This is a genomic window from uncultured Roseobacter sp., from assembly GCF_947495025.1.
GTDB lineage: Bacteria > Pseudomonadota > Alphaproteobacteria > Rhodobacterales > Rhodobacteraceae > Roseobacter.
This window is the reverse complement of sequence record NZ_CANLXG010000001.1, coordinates 1-16,023: the sequence shown is the minus strand read 5'-3', so window position 1 is coordinate 16,023 and position 16,023 is coordinate 1. Positions and strand designations below refer to the sequence as shown.

Below are 16,023 nucleotides of genomic sequence, written 5' to 3'. Positions count from 1 at the left end.
AGCGCCCGCCCATGTAAGAGGTGCGCATCATCTGCCAGCCCGGGGGAATTCGGCACATGCAAGAGCCTGCAATCACACCTGACCTGATCGCCAGTCACGGGCTGAGCCCGGAGGAATATGAACGTATTCTGGAAATTGTCGGACGCGAACCGACCTTTACCGAACTGGGCATCTTTTCGGCCATGTGGAATGAGCACTGCTCTTATAAATCGTCCAAAAAATGGCTGCGCACGCTGCCTACCACCGGCCCGCAGGTCATCTGCGGACCTGGTGAGAACGCAGGCGTGGTCGATATCGGCGATGGCCAGGCAGTGGTCTTTAAAATGGAGAGCCACAACCACCCCTCCTATATTGAGCCGTATCAGGGGGCCGCGACCGGGGTGGGTGGCATCCTGCGCGATGTTTTCACCATGGGCGCACGGCCCATTGCAGCGATGAACAGCCTCAGCTTTGGCGAACCGGCGCACCCCAGAACAAGGCAGCTGGTCAACGGTGTTGTCGCGGGCGTTGGCGGGTACGGAAACTGTTTTGGCGTGCCCACCGTGGGCGGAGAGGTTCGTTTCGATCCGGCCTATAACGGCAATTGTCTGGTGAATGCCTTTGCCGCAGGTCTCGCGGATGCAGACAGTATTTTTTATTCTGCGGCTTCAGGCGTCGGCATGCCCGTCGTTTATCTCGGCGCCAAAACCGGTCGCGACGGCGTTGGCGGCGCGACTATGGCATCGGCGGAATTCGATGACACAATCGAGGAAAAGCGCCCCACGGTTCAGGTGGGTGATCCTTTCACCGAAAAACGGCTGATGGAGGCAACTCTGGAGCTGATGCAGACCGGCGCCGTGATTTCCATTCAGGATATGGGCGCGGCAGGCCTGACCTGCTCTGCTGTCGAGATGGGCGACAAGGGCCATCTGGGCGTGCGGCTGGATCTGGAAAACGTGCCCGTGCGCGAAGAGGCGATGACCGCTTACGAGATGATGCTGTCAGAAAGCCAGGAACGGATGCTGATGGTGCTGCGCCCCGAGCTGGAAGCCGAAGCCAGGGCCGTTTTTGACAAATGGGACCTCGATTTCGCCATTGTGGGTGAAACCATCGCCGAAGACCGCTTTCTGATCATGCTGAACGGCGAGGTCAAAGCCGACCTGCCTTTGTCCAGACTGGCCTCCAGCGCGCCGGAATATGACCGCCCCTGGATCGAGACACCGGCACCGCTGGATCTCGGGACGGTCGCCGGAATTGACCCCATCGACGGCCTGCGCACACTGATCTCAAGCCCCAATTACGGCTCGCGGCAATGGGTCTATGAACAGTATGATACGACCGTTATGGCGGACACCGTGCGCGTTCCCGGCATCGGCGCCGGTATCGTGCGTGTGCACGGAACCGACAAGGCCCTGGCCTTCACCTCGGATGTGACGCCCCGCTACGTCAAGGCCAATCCCGTCGAGGGTGGCCGTCAGGCCGTGGCCGAGGCCTATCGCAACCTCAGCGCTGTGGGGGCCAGACCCCTTGCGACCACGGACAACATGAATTTCGGCAATCCCGAAAAACCCGAGATCATGGGACAGTTCGTCGGCGCGATAAAAGGGATCGGCGAAGCCGTTGCAGCACTTGATATGCCAATCGTGTCCGGCAACGTGTCGCTGTACAACGAGACGGACGGTCAGGCGATCCTGCCAACACCGACAATCGGTGCCGTGGGTCTGATCGAGCACACAGATGATATCATCGGCTTTGATGTCCGCGCCGGGTATCACGCGCTGGTTCTGGGCGCGACTGTCGGACACATGGGGCAGTCAGCCCTGCTGGCAGAAGCTTTCAGCCGCAATGACGGCGAAGCTCCGGCCGTAGATCTGGCTCAGGAAGCCGTGCATGGCAACTTTATCCGCAAAAACCGTGCGCTGATCAGTGCCTGCACCGACCTGTCAGATGGCGGGCTGGCGCTTGCTGCATTCGAGATGGCCGAAGCAGCCGGCATTGGCATCACACTGACAGATGGTGATACGCCGACGCTCTTTGGCGAAGACCAGGGGCGCTATCTGATCGCCTGCACTGCAACCCAGGCGTCCGCGCTGACCAGCGCGGCCGCAGCCGGGGGCCTCGTGCTGACAAAGGTGGGAACCTTCGGGGGTGAAACAGTGCAGTATGGCAATTCCAGAGCACCGCTGGAATTCCTGGCGCGTATCTACCGCAGCAGCTTTGCCGGCGCTGTTGCCTGACCTCTCAGTCGGGCGTTTCGATCATCTGCATCAGCCGGGCCTTCTCGCCCATGTCATCGGGGCGGGATATCACCGCAGCAAGCTCCTGAAGTGATGCAATCGAATGACCGGCGCGAAAACTGTCCACATGCGGCAGCATCGCTGCAATCCCCCGGGCTCTGGGGGCAAAACCCTCCCAGCGCAGCAGCGGATTCAGCCAGATCAGCCGGCGAGCCGACAGGTGCAGACGTTCCATCTGTCGCGCCAGATGATCAGGGTCGTCCCGGTCAAGCCCGTCGGTAATCACCAGCACTACAGCACCCTGCCCCATAACGCGGCGCGACCAGTCGCGGTTAAAGGCTTCGAGGCATGCGCCGATGCGGGTGCCACCTTCCCAGTCCTGCGCTTCGGCTCCTGCCGCCGCGAGTGCGGCATCGACGTCGCGCTGGTGAAGATGACGCGTGATATTGGTGAGCCTGGTTCCGAAGGTGAAAGCATGCACCCGCGCCCAGCCCGCGCCACGCGCGTTGGAAACAGCGTGCAGAAAATGCAGCACAACACGGCTGTACTGGCTCATGGAACCCGAGATATCGCAGAGCACCACCAGATTGGGCCAGCGCGGGCGTTGCCTGCGCCGCGCAATCCGGTGCAGGTCACCGCCCTGCCGCATGGCCTGGCGCAGCGTACGCGCCGGGTCGACCTGACCGCGCAGGCTTGCCTGTCTGCGGCGTGACAGGATGGGCTGAACAGGCAGCGTCAGTTTCGACAGCATACGCCTGGCCTGCGCCATCTCTTCGGTACTCATCTGTTCGAAATCGAGGCTGCGCAGACGTTCCTCAGAGGACATTGTCTGGCTGGCGTCGACCTCGATCAGCACTTCGTCGTCCTCGCCTTCCGGACGGTCCGAAAGGTCAGGCGCCTCCAGCCCGTCCAGCAGGGCTTCTGCTGCGCGTTTCTCCGCGGCCTGCGCGCTCCGGTCCTCCTGAACACCCCGCACGGCCGGGATCATCATTGACATCATGTGTTCGAGGTACCGCGGATCGCGCCAGTACAGACGGAAAACCTGTGCAAATGTCCGGCGGTGCTCTGGCCTGCTCACAAAACAGGCGTGGAGTGTCCAGTAAAAGTCGCGTTTTTCACTGAACCCTGCGGCCTCGACCGCCCGGATGGCATCGATCACCCGCCCGGTACCCACAGGCAGTCCGGCCCGGCGCAGCGCCCGCGCAAAATGCGTGATGTTGCCCGCAAGTTTCGGGTTTTCGGGCAGTTCGAGGGGAATGTATTCAGGCATCAGGCTTTGCAGAGGCCCTGCCCTGTTCGGTCCTTATACCGCCCTGCGCGCAGCTGGCCGCTGACGCAGACGAGGCCTCTCTTTGCGGCAAATCCGTCGGTACAACCAAAGTCACGCAGGCTCCAGGGACGAACGCACCTCGTCCAGAATGCGTTTGGCAGCCGAACCCTGAAGCTTCTGAATATCATCCTGGTATTTCAGGATTGCGCCGAGCGTGTCCGCAATCACTTCGGGGCTGAGATTGATCACATCAAGCGCGAGGAGACATTTGGCCCAGTCGATCGTCTCTGCCACACCGGGTTTTTTAAAGAGATCCTCTGTGCGCAACGCCTGAACAAAAGCAACCACCTCGCGGCTGAGCGCTTCGGCGGCTTCTGGTGCGCGGGCTGTGAGGATATCCATTTCTCGATCGAAATCCGGGTAATCCACCCAATGATAAAGGCACCGCCGCTTGAGCGCATCATGTACTTCGCGGGTCCGGTTGGATGTCAGGATCACAATCGGTGGCTCCGGTGCCACGATGGTGCCGAGTTCCGGAATGGTCACCTGAAAGTCACTGAGGGCTTCCAGCAGAAAGGCCTCAAAGGGTTCGTCGGTGCGGTCCAGCTCGTCGATGAGCAGCACCGGTGCGCCGCCTGCATCCGGCCTCATGGCCTGCAGCAACGGGCGCTCGATCAGGTACTCATCACTGAACAGCTCGGCCTGCAGGCCTGCGCGGCTGCTGTCGCCTGCCGCCTCGGCGGTACGGATTGCAACCATCTGCGCCGCAAAGTTCCATTCATACACGGCACTTGACGCATCAAGCCCCTCGTAACACTGCAGGCGGATCAGGCGACGGCCCAGCGAGGCGGCAAGGGCACGGGCAATCTCTGTCTTGCCGACCCCCGCTTCACCTTCGAGAAACAGCGGACGGCCCAGCCGCAGCGCCAGGAAAACAACCGTACCAAGAGCGCGGTCGCAGACATATCCCTGCTCTGCGAGCATTTCCTGCACGGCATCAATCGTTTCAGGCTGTCCCATCCTGCCTCCCTGTTCTGTCCCGCTAAGGTGCATCGTGAACCCCGCGCGTCAAGCACCCATATCCGGTGCGGACGGTAACAGCTTACGGGTCTGTGCCGCTTTTTCTGGGCATCCGGTTCCCGACACTGTATGTTTCTCACGGCTTTTCGGCGGTTTTCGTCAACGCTCCGGCAACAATAGGCGCAGCTACGCCCTTTTGTTTCCGACCTGACGGGACAACCGGTGAAAAGCCAGGACAGCGACGCGCGGCAGGGGCCGCCCGGATGTCAGGGGGACATCAGATATGCCGGACACGGCGATAGAATTCGGACCGTCTCTTCGGGGGCTGAGCATTTCAGACTGGATCACCGAAGTGTCCGGGCTGGTGGAGCCCCATGGCTATCTGGCAAAGCTCGGGCGCAGCCATCTGGCGACCTTCGTGGAAGACAGCAGTACGCTGCTGGTAACCTTTGAAACACTTCAGGGCATCAGCGCGCTGTCTGAACACGCCCGTCCTCTGGGCTGGAAGATGGTGCGCAACCACCGGTGGTCGCATATGGCGCTGATCAGCGACGGTGATACCTGGTTCCGCGATCCGGCAGTCTATGCCTGGTTTGACCGGCTGGTGGATGAAGGTTTTTTCGACGAGTTTGACAGAGTTCTGTTTTATGGTGCCGGTCCCTGCGGTTATGCTGCGGCGGCGTTTTCGGTCGCCGCGCCTGGCGCAAGGGTCCTCGCTATTCAGCCGCAGGCCACGCTGGACCCGGAAGTTGCAGGCTGGGATGCGCGTTTTGCCCATATGCGGCGCACGGATTTCACGCGCCGGTACGGGTATGCTCCCGATATGCTCGAAGCCGCCCGCCAGGCGTATATTCTGTGCGACCCGCGCGAAACCGAAGATGCCATGCACGCTGCCCTGTTCCGCGGTCAAAATATCACGCAGTTCAGCCTGCCAAATATGGGTGCGACACTCCAGACCGACCTGCTTGAGATGGGTGTTCTGCTTGATCTGATAGAGGCCGCAGGCAAGGGCCTGCTGACCCCCGGACTGTTCGCCCGCCTGCTGCGCGCTCGGCGCGAACATGTGCCCTACCTGCGCCGGCTGCTGAACCGCCTTGAACGCGACGAGCGCCATGACCTGGTGCGTTTGCTCTGCCAGAGCGTAAGTTCCCGCATGAACGTGCCACGCTTCACCGCCCGTCTGGAAAAGCTCAGAGCGACTGGATCAGACTGACGCTGGCGCTGACCGCGCTCCTGTGCTAGCGCAGAATTATGACCTCAACACTGACGATCCGCCGCCCCGATGACTGGCATCTGCACCTGCGCGATGGCGCTATGCTGCGTGCTGTCCTTCCTGAAACTGCCCGCCATTTCGGTCGCGCGATCATCATGCCGAACCTGGTTCCGCCGGTGGTCACAGGGGCGCAGGCGGCAGCATATCGCGACCGCATTCTTGCAGCCCTGCCCGAAGGTTCGGATTTCACCCCCCTGATGACGCTCTATCTGACCGAGGACAGTGATCCCGCGGACGTCGAAGCCGCCCATGCTTCGGGCCTGATACGCGCGGTCAAGCTCTATCCGGCGGGTGCCACGACGAATTCCGCCAGTGGCGTCACCAATTTCGACAAGGTACGTCCGGTCCTGGAAAAAATGGCCGGGATCGGTCTGCCTCTCTGCGTGCACGGCGAAGTCACGGATGCAGACATCGACATCTTTGACCGCGAAGCGGTGTTCATAGACCGTATCCTTGACCCGATCCGCCGGTCCACACCGGGCCTCCGGGTCGTGATGGAACACATCACCACCTCCGATGCAGTCGACTATGCCCGGTCTCAGGGCAGCGACCTGGGTGCAACAATCACAACGCACCACCTGGTGATCAACCGTAACCACATCCTGGCAGGCGGTATCAAACCGCATTACTACTGTCTGCCGGTTGCCAAACGCGAAGAACACCGCCTGGCCCTGCGCGCCGCCGCCACCTCCGGCGAAGCGCGGTTCTTTCTGGGCACCGATTCCGCACCGCATACTGACGCAAACAAACTGTTGCCCTGCGGGTGTGCGGGATGTTTCACAGCCACAAACACCATGTCCATCCTGGCGCAGGTATTTGAGGAAGACAGCGCACTCGGCCGGCTCGAACGCTTCGCCTCGCTGAACGGCCCCGCCTTTTATGGCCTGCCCCCGCATGACAGCACGCTCACGCTCGAGAAAAAAACACCCGATTACCCTGCACAGATCAGCACTGATGACGGCCCGGTTACCGTATTTGACCCCGGATTTCCCCTGACCTGGCGCGTTGCCTGACTTCTTCTGGACTGAATTATCCCCGCCGGAGACCTCCGACCTCCGCCCTCTGCAAGGACACTGATCATGATCCCAACCAGTTACCCGGATGCCTCTGAAATCGCCCGCCTGACCGCCCGGATGCTGCTCGAAATCCGCGCCGTCCATTTCAACACCGACGAACCTTTCACCCTGGCGTCCGGCCTGCCGAGCCCGACGTATATCGATTGCCGCAAACTGATCAGCCACCCCCGTATCCGCAGCACCCTGATGGATTTTCTGACCGTCACGGTGATGCGCAACGCGGGTTTTGAAGCCTTTGACAATATCGCGGGCGGTGAAACCGCAGGCATTCCTTTTGCCGCGCTTGTGGCGGAACGTATGGCGCTTCCGATGACCTATGTGCGCAAAAAACCCAAAGGGTACGGGCGCAACGCGCGCATCGAAGGCGACATGACCGATGGCCAGCGCGTGCTGCTGGTCGAGGACCTGACCACGGATGGCGGCTCGAAACTCTCTTTTGTGGATGCGATTCGCGAAACCGGCGCAACCTGCGGCCATACGGCCGTGATTTTCTATTATGATATCTTCCCCGAAACGGAAAAGACGCTGGGGGATCACGGGGTTGAACTGCACAGCCTGTGCACCTGGTGGGATGTGCTGGCCGAGGCGCGCAACCAGCAGGTTTTCAGCGCCGGCACACTGGCCGAAGTGGAAAAATTCCTGAACGATCCGCGTAAATGGCAGGAAGAAAACAGGAAATAAATTTCTGTCCACAAAGCTCATGAGCTGTACACAGGAATCGCTCGGGGTTGCCTGGATTTTGTGGTAGAGTTGAGAAATATTACCATATCCGCCGTCTGCAGAGTTGTGCACAGGCTTATACTCACGTTATCCCGGATTTCATTCCACGTGGATTTGTGCCCGCGCTTTCGCTAGAACAGACAGACCGCGCCGGTGAAGCGCGGGGACGAGCAGCAAGTGCGCGAACAGGGACAGAAATGAACGAAGTATCGGCGATAAATCCGACCGGCGTGGATGTGCAATCCCCCGAAACAATGCCCCATTCGATTGAGGCCGAACAGCAGTTGCTGGGCGCGATACTGACCAACAATGATATCTACGACCGGGTCGCGTCTGTCATTGGTGCCAAGCACTTCTATGACCCGGTTCATGCGCGTATTTTCGACATCGCCGCGGCCCGGATCGCCAAGAACAATCTTGCCTCGCCGGTGACCCTCAAGGCCTTCATGGAAGACGACGAGGGCCTCAGGGAGCTGGGCGGCCCGGCCTATCTGGCGCGCCTTGCCGGTGCGGCAATATCCGCCTTTGCGGTACGGGACTATGCGCAGATGATCTATGATCTGGCGGTCCGCCGTGATCTGATCAGCCTTGGCCGTGAAATTTCGGAAAAAGCGGCATGCATTGATGTGGCCTCTGAACCCCGCGAGCAGATCGTGGCCGCCGAACAGGCACTTTACTCGCTTGCCGAACAGGGTCAGGTAGAAAGTGGATTTCAGAGCTTTCTCAGCGCTGTAACAGACGCTGTTAATGTCGCGAATGCCGCCTATCAGCGCGAGGGTGGACTTGCCGGTGTCTCAACCGGGCTGATCGACATGGACAAAAAGCTGGGTGGTCTGCACCGCTCGGACCTGCTGATCCTTGCCGGCCGGCCGTCGATGGGCAAGACGTCGCTGGCCACAAACATCGCCTTCAACATCGCCAAAGCCTACAAAAAGGGTGTCGGTCCTGACGGTACCGAAGGCGCCATTGAGGGCGGCGTCGTTGGGTTTTATTCTCTTGAGATGAGCGCCGAGCAGCTCGCCGCGCGGATTCTGTCAGAAGCATCAGAAGTGCCATCCGAACAGATCCGTCGCGGCGATATGACCGAGGAAGAATTCCGCCGGTTTGTGGATGCTGCCAAAGCCCTGGAAGCCTGTCCGCTGTTTATTGACGACACGCCCGCCCTGCCCATCTCGCAGCTTGCGGCCCGGGCCCGTCGCCTCAAGCGGACACACGGGCTTGATGTGCTGATGGTAGACTATCTGCAACTGGTGCGCGGAACCGGGCGGTCCGAAAACCGTGTGAACGAAATCTCCGAGATCACCATGGGGCTCAAGGCGATTGCAAAGGAACTGGATATTCCGGTTATCGCCCTGTCCCAGCTTTCGCGTCAGGTCGAAAACCGCGAGGACAAACGCCCGCAGCTGAGTGACCTTCGTGAATCAGGCTCGATCGAACAGGACGCCGATGTAGTGATGTTCGTGTTCCGCGAGGAATATTACAAAGAGCGTGAGAAACCGGGCGATCACGATCTGGAAGCCATGGCCAAATGGCAGGAAGAAATGGAACGCCTGCACGGCAAAGCCGAGGTGGTGATCGGCAAACAGCGTCACGGTCCCATCGGCACGGTGGAGCTCAGCTTTGAGGGGCGTTTCACCCGGTTCGGCAATCTTATCCAGCCCTGGCAGCAAGGCGGCGATCAGGAGTTCTGACCGCTCGTTTCCGGTGCGTCAGACAACACGCCAGCGCGTGGCCGTATTGGTCTGCCAGCCTGTTTCGTGCAACAGCGGCGTGTCGCTCGGCTCCTGCGCATACCCGAGGCAAAGATAGCCCGTCAGGCGCCAGTCACGGGGTACTTCGAGAATGTCTGCAATAGCCACCGGATCAAGGATCGACACCCAGCCTACCCCGATGTTCTCTGCACGCGCAGCCAGCCAGAGCGTGTGGATCGCCATAACGGTTGAATAGGCCAGCGTTTCGGGCATTGTCTGGCGCCCCAGCCCGCGGCCCTCGGGTACGGCGCCATCGGTGAAAATGGCCAGATGCACCGGCGCTTCGCGCAGGCCTGCGAGTTTCAGCGCAAGATAGTCCTTCTGCGCCGTCCCGGTGTAAGCCGCCGCCGCCGCCGCGTTGCAGGCTTCAAAGCTCGCGATCACGGACGCCCGGTGTGCCGGGCTGTCGACCTGCAGCACCCGCCACGGCCGGGCGTTGCCAACGGATGGCGCGCAGTCCATACGCTGCCGCAGTCTGGCCAGCACCTCCGGCGCTATGGGTTCACGCCGGAAATGACGCACGTCCCGGCGCCATTTCAGCACCTGGTCCAGGGTATCGCGGTGGTCCTGCGTCAGTTTCATGCCTCTCTTTTACACGTCTGTGCGTATTCGGACAGACCCCCGGCAAAGGTTTCCGGCGAACAGGTATACACCAATTTGATTGGACACGGGCAGGCAATTCAGGCGCAATGGCATCATGCGTTATCTGATCCTTTTAGCAGTTCTTCTGCTGCCGGCATTTCCGGGTCTGGCCGACGAAACCGAAGTCGACCTGGAACTGGTGCTGGCAGTTGATGTCTCGCGGTCGATGTCGGATGAAGAACTGGCGATCCAGCGGCGTGGCTATGCCGATGCGCTGAACAGCCCCCAGGTGGTGGCGGCAATAACCGGCGGGATGCTGGGGCGCGTTGCCATTACCTATGTGGAATGGGCCGGAGAATACAGCCAGAGGGTTCTGGTGCCCTGGCGGATGCTGAGCAGTGCCGGGGATGCCGCAGAAATGGCCGCAGAAATTCTCGCGGCGGACGCCCCGGGGTTGCGCCGCACGTCAGTCTCGGGCGCGCTTCTCTATGCGGCGGACAGTTTTCAGGACAACGGCTTTCGCGGATTGCGCCGGGTCATCGACATTTCAGGTGACGGCCCCAACAACCAGGGCCGTCCGGTGCTGCGCGCACGCGACCAGGTGCTGGCGCAGGGTATTACAATCAACGGCCTGCCGCTGATGACCTCTGACGCGCTGAGTTCGCTCTGGGGGCTGCCGGACCTCGATCTCTACTACACGGACTGCGTGATCGGCGGCCCGGGCGCTTTTGTCGTTCCGGTCTTCGGCTGGGATCAGTTTGCCGAAGCAGTCCGGCGCAAGATGGTTCTGGAGATTGCAGCACAGCCCGATCCCGACCCGTTGCTGCGCCGTGTCTCAGGCAGGCCACCCTACGATTGCCTGATCGGCGAGAAAATGTGGGAGGAAAACCGCCCCTACCTGGTTATTCCCTGAAATCGTCCGCCTGCAGGCACGGTGCCCGCGCTCCGGGACTTGACCTCGCCCGTCATCCTGTCATGAACGCCACATGAGCACCGCGACACTGACAACTGACCTGGCTGCCCTGACCGCGAACTGGCGTGACCTGGACAGCCGCACGGCCTGCGAAACGGCGGCTGTGGTCAAGGCTGATGGTTATGGCCTGGGTGCCGCAGAAGTGTCCCGGGCGCTGGCCGCAGCAGGCGCGCGACACTTCTTTGTAGCCGTCGCAGAAGAAGGCGTTGCCCTGCGACAGGCCCTGGGCGAGGGCCCGTCGATCAGCGTCTTTTCCGGTCATATGGCCGGCGATACAGATCTGATCGCCGGCGCGCAGCTGACACCCATGCTCAACTCGGTCGACCAGATGCTGCGCCACGTGGAAAGCCTGCCGGGACATCCCTTTGGCCTGCAGCTCGATACCGGTATGAACCGTCTGGGCATGGAAGCGGCAGAATGGGATGCGGTAAAGGCGATAGCGCTTGGCCAGAGCCCCACGCTGATCATGTCGCATCTGGCCTGCGCCGATACGCCCGATGACGACATGAACGCACGGCAACTGGCGCGCTTTCGCGAGATGACCGATGGCATCGACGCGCCCCGCTCACTTGCAGCCACAGGGGGCATTCTTCTGGGCACGGAATTTCATTTTGACCTGACGCGGCCCGGTATTGGCCTTTATGGCGGCTTACCATTTGTCGATGCCCGCCCGGTGGTGACGCTTGATATCCCTGTCATCCAGGTGCGCGATGTCTCTCCCGGTGAAACTGTGGGGTACGGCAATGCCTGGATGGCGGGCCAGCCGTCACGCATCGCCACGATCTCTTCAGGTTATGCCGACGGCATCATCCGCGCGATGGGGCCAAAGGCGCGTCTGCATGCCGGAGATATGCCCGTGCCGGTGGCGGGTCGCATTTCCATGGACCTGATCGGCGTTGACGTTACCACGCTGCCAGGTGACCCGGAAACACTCCAGCTTGTGGGACCACATCAGTCGGTGGACACCGTGGCCGACTTCGCCGATACCATAGGCTACGAAATCCTGACCTCTCTGGGAGCGCGCTACAGACGCGTTTACCGCACATGAAACCAATCGCCCTGCTGGGGCGCACCGTTCTGGGGATGCTGGCCGCAATCGGCCGGATTGCCCTGTTTGCCGGACGCGCCATCGGTCACCTTGTCCGACCGCCCTTTTACGGGCGCGAGTTCCTGTCAGCCTTGCTGAACATCGGCTGGTTGTCGCTGCCCGTGGTCGGGCTGACGGCTGTCTTTACCGGCGGCGCGCTGGCCCTGCAGATCTATGCAGGCGGCTCGCGGTTCAACGCCGAGGCCGTGGTGCCGCAGATCGTGGCCGTCGGCATGGTGCGCGAGCTTGGCCCCGTGCTGGTCGGTCTGATGATTGCCGCACGCGTGACCTCGTCGATTGCCGCAGAAATCGCGACCATGAAAGTGACCGAGCAGATCGACGCGTTGGTCACCCTCTCGACACACCCGATGAAATATCTGACGGTGCCGCGTGTTCTGGCCGCCACGCTCGTCGTGCCTTTGCTGGTCGGTGTCGGCGATATTATCGGGATTTTCGGCGGTTATGCTGTTGCGACCGGAACGCTGGGATTTAACCCGGCAGCTTACATCCGCAACACTGTGAATTTCCTCGAACCGCTGGACGTCATTTCCTCGCTGACCAAGGGCGCGGTCTTTGGCTTTGCGGCTGCCACTATGGGCTGTTTTCACGGTATGAATTCCGGTCGTGGTGCCATGGGCGTGGGCCGGGCCACCAAATCCGCCGTTGAGGGGGCAGCCGTGCTGATCCTCGCTGCGAACTTCGTGCTGACAGGGGTGTTTTTCTCGCTATGACCCAGAGCATGATCAGAATGGAAAACATCCATAAATCGTTCGGCACAAATCATGTGCTGCGCGGTCTGGACCTGGAAATTGCCAGGGGCTCGTCGATGGTTATCATCGGAGGGTCCGGGACCGGCAAATCCATCGCGCTCAAGTGTATTCTGGGCCTCGTGCAGCAGGACAGCGGCACCATCACAGTCGATGGCAAAGACGCCTCCAGCGGCGACCGGGATGCGTTTCTTGCACGGTTCGGAATGCTGTTTCAGGGCGCTGCACTTTTTGACAGTCTGCCGGTCTGGCAGAACGTGGCGTTTCGCCTGCTGCGCGGGTCGCTCAAACGCCCCAAAGAAGAAGCCCGCCAGATCGCCATTGATAAACTGCGCCGCGTGGGCCTCAGGGCCGATGTTGCAGACCGGTTTCCTGCCGAGCTTTCGGGTGGCATGCAAAAGCGTGTGGGCCTTGCGCGCGCCATCGCGGCAGAACCCGAGATCATCTTTTTTGATGAACCGACCACCGGTCTCGACCCGATCATGTCCGGCGTGATCAACGATCTGATCCGCGAGATCGTCGTGGAAATGGGCGCGACCGCCATGACGATTACGCATGACATGACCAGTGTGCGCGCAATTGCCGACAATATTTCCATGCTGCATGACGGGGTGATCCAGTGGACAGGACCCGTCGCTGACATGGACCATTCGGGCAATGCCTATCTGGACCAGTTCATACAGGGCCGCGCCGAAGGACCGATTGAGGCCGTTCGCTGAGCGGATACCGATGGTATCAGCCGGCGGGTTCTGCGGTGCTTCCTGTGACAAGCCAGGAACAGCATGTGGCCGCACAGGCCACCGGATCGATCACCGCCACATCGACCGCCCTGCGCACGGCAGCCGTCACGTGGACCATGCCTGCGCATCCCAGAATGATCGCGTCAACACCGTCGTAGGTGACAGCCGTTTGCGCCGTCTCCAGAACCTGCCGTGTGACGTCCTCATCGCCCGACTCCAGCGCCAGCACCGGCACATCTGACGCGCGCACCCGGGCCAGGTATCTGCCCAGACCCAGTGCACCGATGTTGTCCTGAAGAACCGGTACGGACACCTGCATCGTAGTCACAACGCTGAAGCGCCATTGCCTCAGAGCGGCGTAGTGGTATGCCGCCTGCCCGATGCCGATCACCGGACATGCTGCCCGCGACGCTGCCGCCGCCAGCGCAGTATCATCAAAACAGCCGATAATGATGGCCTCTGCGCCCTGCTCCGACGCGGCCTCGACCAGCTTCAGCAGAGGCTCTGTGGCCCGCTGACCATCGGCCGCGCCCTGAATCGACGCAGGTCCGTCATGCGACGTCCACCCCTCGAACGCCAGCCCCGGTGCTGCCCGTTTTGCCTCGGAAACCATTGCCTCTGTCATCGGGACGGTGCTGTTTGGGTTAATGACAACGACAGCCATAACCGCTCAGACCATCCCTTTGCCGGCGTCCGAGCCCAGACGCGCACGCCGCCGCCCTGTCAGCCAGACGACCAGAAGGAAAAACGCGATGACCAGCAGCGAAAAGACGGTGGTCAGCGTGCCCAGCGCAAAAAGGACCGGTGTTGTGACGTTGGTCGTCATGCCAAAAATCTCAAGTGGCAGGGTATTGTAGCTGCCGGATGTCAGAAGTGTGCGGGCAAATTCATCATAGCTGAGTGTAAAGCCGAACAGTGCCACGCCGATCAGCGACGGCGCAATGATCGGCAGTACCACATGCCGGATCGTCTGCCAGGGTGTGGCGCCCAGATCGCGGGCGGCTTCTTCATAGCTGCGGTCAAACCGGTTGAAGACCGCAAACATGATCAGCAACCCGAAGGGCAGCGTCCATGTCAGCTGCGCACCGAAACCCGACGTCGACCAGTGCACCGGCAGGCCGGATTGCGACCAGATCAGTCCGACACCCAGTGACACCAGAATGGACGGGATCACCAGAGATGTGATGATCAGGTAGAACAGCGCGGTTGATCCGGCGAACCTTTTGCGAAAGGCCAGCCCGCCCATCACCGATACGACTACGGTGGTGACCATGACCATCAGTCCCAGCACGAATGACCGGCGGAACGATCCCCAGATATCCCCGACCGCCTGTTGCTCAAACAGATCGCGGAACCAGTGCAGGGATACGCCACGCATCGGGAATGTCAGCCCCCCGCCGGGCCCCTGAAAAGACAGAATGCCAATTGTCAGCGTCGGGCCATAGAGAAAGACCAGAAACAGCACAAAGAATGCCGAAAGTAGGTAAAAGGAGAAAGGTCGCGGTTCCATTCAGAGCTCCCTGCGGATGTCGACGAGACGCAGCAGAATGCCGATCAGCATCAGCACAGTGATCAGCAGGATCACGGCGGTGGCAGACGCAGAGGGATACTGCAGCAATGCGATGTCGTTCTGGATCATCCGGCCGACGTTCGCCGACTGGCTGCCCGACATGAAGCGTACGGTGATGAAGTCTCCCATTACCAGAGCGACGACGAAAATTGTGCCGATCATGATGCCCGGGCGCGTCAGCGGAATGATCACATGCCACAGCGTCTGCCAGCCACTCGCGCCTGCGTCCGTAGCGGCCTCAATCAGGGACCTGTCGATGCGCATCATCGTGTTGAAAACCGGCACCACCATGAAAAGCGTATAAAGATGCACAAAGGCGAGGATCACGCTGAAGTCACTGAACAACAGCCAGTCCAGCGGCTCGTCAATTACCCCCCAGGAAATCAGCGTGGAATTGGCCAGCCCGTTACGGCCCAGGAACGGAATCCACGAGATCATCCGGATGATGTTCGAGGTCCAGAACGGTATCGTACAGAGCAGAAACAACGCGATCTGCCAGGTCAGGCTGCGCACGTGAAACGCCAGAAAATAGGCAACCGTAAAGCCGATCAGCAGTGTGAAGACCCAGGTGATCGCGGCATATTTAAGGGTGTTGAAAAAGACGCGGTAAGTGACCTCTGACCCGAGCAGGAACGCGTAGTTGTCAAACTGAAACGCCGGATAGATCGACCATTCCGTAGCACCCCAGAAGCTGACCACGCAGATCATCACAACCGGTGCCACGAGAAACACGCCAAGTACGAGCGCCAGCGGCCCGGCCATCAACCATCCTGCAATATGTCGGTTGTTCAGCATAACCTGCCTTCACTCTTCCAGAAATACTCTCGTGGGGTCCGGGGGGCAGACAGCCCCCCGGCCGGGGGGGGGGGGGGGCCGGGGGGGGCCGCCCCGCGCCACCCCCACGCGAGGCAAGAAGGGGGGGGGGGGGAATGAGTTAAAGCAAAAGGAAGAAAGAGCCCACCCCCACCCCACCCCACA

At 60.8% G+C, this 16,023-nt stretch carries 15 protein-coding genes; 9 read left to right on the top strand and 6 right to left on the bottom strand.

What is annotated here, in order from left to right; genetic code table 11:
• Window positions 1-56: 56 nt before the first annotated feature.
• A complete protein-coding gene (purL, locus tag Q0792_RS00075; RefSeq protein WP_298835423.1) occupies window positions 57-2,216 on the top strand; it encodes a phosphoribosylformylglycinamidine synthase subunit PurL in 2,160 nt (719 codons plus the stop codon).
• Window positions 2,217-2,220: 4 nt separating this feature from the next.
• Here the strand turns inward: purL and Q0792_RS00070 are convergent, their stop codons facing one another.
• Together Q0792_RS00070 and Q0792_RS00065 are read right to left on the bottom strand one after the other, a co-directional pair.
• Complete coding sequence (locus Q0792_RS00070) at window positions 2,221-3,486, bottom strand: VWA domain-containing protein (RefSeq protein WP_298835421.1); 1,266 nt, start codon at window positions 3,484-3,486, stop codon at window positions 2,221-2,223.
• A gap of 111 nt (window positions 3,487-3,597) precedes the next feature.
• Window positions 3,598-4,506, bottom strand: coding sequence for a MoxR family ATPase (locus tag Q0792_RS00065; RefSeq protein ID WP_298835419.1), 909 nt, complete (start codon window positions 4,504-4,506; stop codon window positions 3,598-3,600).
• Window positions 4,507-4,789: 283 nt separating this feature from the next.
• Between Q0792_RS00065 and Q0792_RS00060 the strand changes: the two genes are divergently transcribed.
• From Q0792_RS00060 to Q0792_RS00045, 4 genes are all read left to right on the top strand, one after another.
• Window positions 4,790-5,719 carry a phosphoadenosine phosphosulfate reductase gene (locus tag Q0792_RS00060; RefSeq protein WP_298835417.1) on the top strand — a complete coding sequence of 310 codons (930 nt, stop codon included), beginning with the start codon at window positions 4,790-4,792 and terminating at the stop codon, window positions 5,717-5,719.
• 38 nt (window positions 5,720-5,757) lie between these two features.
• Window positions 5,758-6,792 (top strand): dihydroorotase, encoded by a 1,035-nt coding sequence (gene pyrC / locus Q0792_RS00055; RefSeq protein ID WP_298835415.1) that lies wholly within the window; start codon window positions 5,758-5,760, stop codon window positions 6,790-6,792.
• A gap of 66 nt (window positions 6,793-6,858) precedes the next feature.
• Complete coding sequence (locus Q0792_RS00050; protein WP_298835413.1) at window positions 6,859-7,536, top strand: orotate phosphoribosyltransferase; 678 nt, start codon at window positions 6,859-6,861, stop codon at window positions 7,534-7,536.
• Between the two features lie 236 nt (window positions 7,537-7,772).
• On the top strand, window positions 7,773-9,266 hold the full coding sequence (locus tag Q0792_RS00045) for a replicative DNA helicase (RefSeq protein WP_298835411.1): 1,494 nt from the start codon (window positions 7,773-7,775) through the stop codon (window positions 9,264-9,266).
• A gap of 18 nt (window positions 9,267-9,284) precedes the next feature.
• Here Q0792_RS00045 and bluB read toward each other — a convergent pair whose 3' ends face one another.
• Entirely contained in the window at window positions 9,285-9,908 is a 624-nt protein-coding gene (bluB, locus tag Q0792_RS00040) for a 5,6-dimethylbenzimidazole synthase (RefSeq protein ID WP_298835410.1), read from the bottom strand.
• 115 nt (window positions 9,909-10,023) lie between these two features.
• Here bluB and Q0792_RS00035 point away from each other — a divergent pair, with 115 nt between their 5' ends.
• The 4 genes from Q0792_RS00035 (at window position 10,024) to Q0792_RS00020 (ending at window position 13,454) form a co-directional block, all read left to right on the top strand.
• Window positions 10,024-10,821, top strand: coding sequence for a DUF1194 domain-containing protein (locus Q0792_RS00035; protein ID WP_298835409.1), 798 nt, complete (start codon window positions 10,024-10,026; stop codon window positions 10,819-10,821).
• Between the two features lie 73 nt (window positions 10,822-10,894).
• Window positions 10,895-11,929 carry an alanine racemase gene (gene alr / locus Q0792_RS00030; RefSeq protein ID WP_298835408.1) on the top strand — a complete coding sequence of 345 codons (1,035 nt, stop codon included), beginning with the start codon at window positions 10,895-10,897 and terminating at the stop codon, window positions 11,927-11,929.
• Window positions 11,926-12,699 (top strand): ABC transporter permease, encoded by a 774-nt coding sequence (locus Q0792_RS00025; protein WP_298835407.1) that lies wholly within the window; start codon window positions 11,926-11,928, stop codon window positions 12,697-12,699. The genes alr and Q0792_RS00025 overlap by 4 nt, the downstream gene beginning before the upstream one ends.
• An 8-nt stretch (window positions 12,700-12,707) precedes the next feature.
• On the top strand, window positions 12,708-13,454 hold the full coding sequence (locus Q0792_RS00020; RefSeq protein ID WP_298835406.1) for an ABC transporter ATP-binding protein: 747 nt from the start codon (window positions 12,708-12,710) through the stop codon (window positions 13,452-13,454).
• 16 nt (window positions 13,455-13,470) lie between these two features.
• Here Q0792_RS00020 and Q0792_RS00015 read toward each other — a convergent pair whose 3' ends face one another.
• From Q0792_RS00015 to Q0792_RS00005, 3 genes are read right to left on the bottom strand one after another with little or no spacing between them, the layout of a single operon-like run.
• Window positions 13,471-14,139 (bottom strand): aspartate/glutamate racemase family protein, encoded by a 669-nt coding sequence (locus Q0792_RS00015; protein ID WP_298835405.1) that lies wholly within the window; start codon window positions 14,137-14,139, stop codon window positions 13,471-13,473.
• A 6-nt stretch (window positions 14,140-14,145) separates the two neighbouring features.
• Window positions 14,146-14,985, bottom strand: coding sequence for an ABC transporter permease (locus tag Q0792_RS00010; RefSeq protein WP_298835404.1), 840 nt, complete (start codon window positions 14,983-14,985; stop codon window positions 14,146-14,148).
• Window positions 14,986-15,840 carry an ABC transporter permease gene (locus Q0792_RS00005; RefSeq protein ID WP_298835403.1) on the bottom strand — a complete coding sequence of 285 codons (855 nt, stop codon included), beginning with the start codon at window positions 15,838-15,840 and terminating at the stop codon, window positions 14,986-14,988.
• Window positions 15,841-16,023: the final 183 nt, after the last annotated feature.